The following is a 340-nucleotide window of genomic DNA, read 5'->3' on the forward strand; positions in this document are numbered from 1 at the left end:
TGGCCGACGGCCTTGCCACGGCGGAATGGGCGGACGTGAAGGAGGGCGAGGAGGAGCCGCGCCGGATCATCTTCTCGGAGCGCTTCGCCTGTCCGGTGTCCGGCTTCACCATCAGCGAGATCGAGCCGCGGCTGTTTTCGTTCAACAACCCGTTCGGCGCCTGCCCGGCCTGTGACGGGCTGGGCGTCAAGTTGGCCTTCGACGCCGATCTGGTGGTGCCTGACCGGGACAAGACCCTGCACAAGGGCGCGGTGGCCCCGTGGGCGCGCGGTCCCTCCCCGCTGTACACCCAGACGCTGCAGTCGCTGTCGCGTCACTTCGGCTTTTCCATGGATGTGGC

1 pseudogene is annotated in these 340 nt (G+C 67.9%); it reads left to right on the forward strand.

What is annotated here, in order from left to right:
• Window positions 1–340 (forward strand): annotated as a pseudogene (locus tag FLQ44_RS06365) (hypothetical protein); the annotation flags it as partial.

Origin of the sequence: Vogesella mureinivorans (assembly GCF_007644035.1) — a bacterium.
Lineage (GTDB): Bacteria > Pseudomonadota > Gammaproteobacteria > Burkholderiales > Chromobacteriaceae > Vogesella > Vogesella mureinivorans.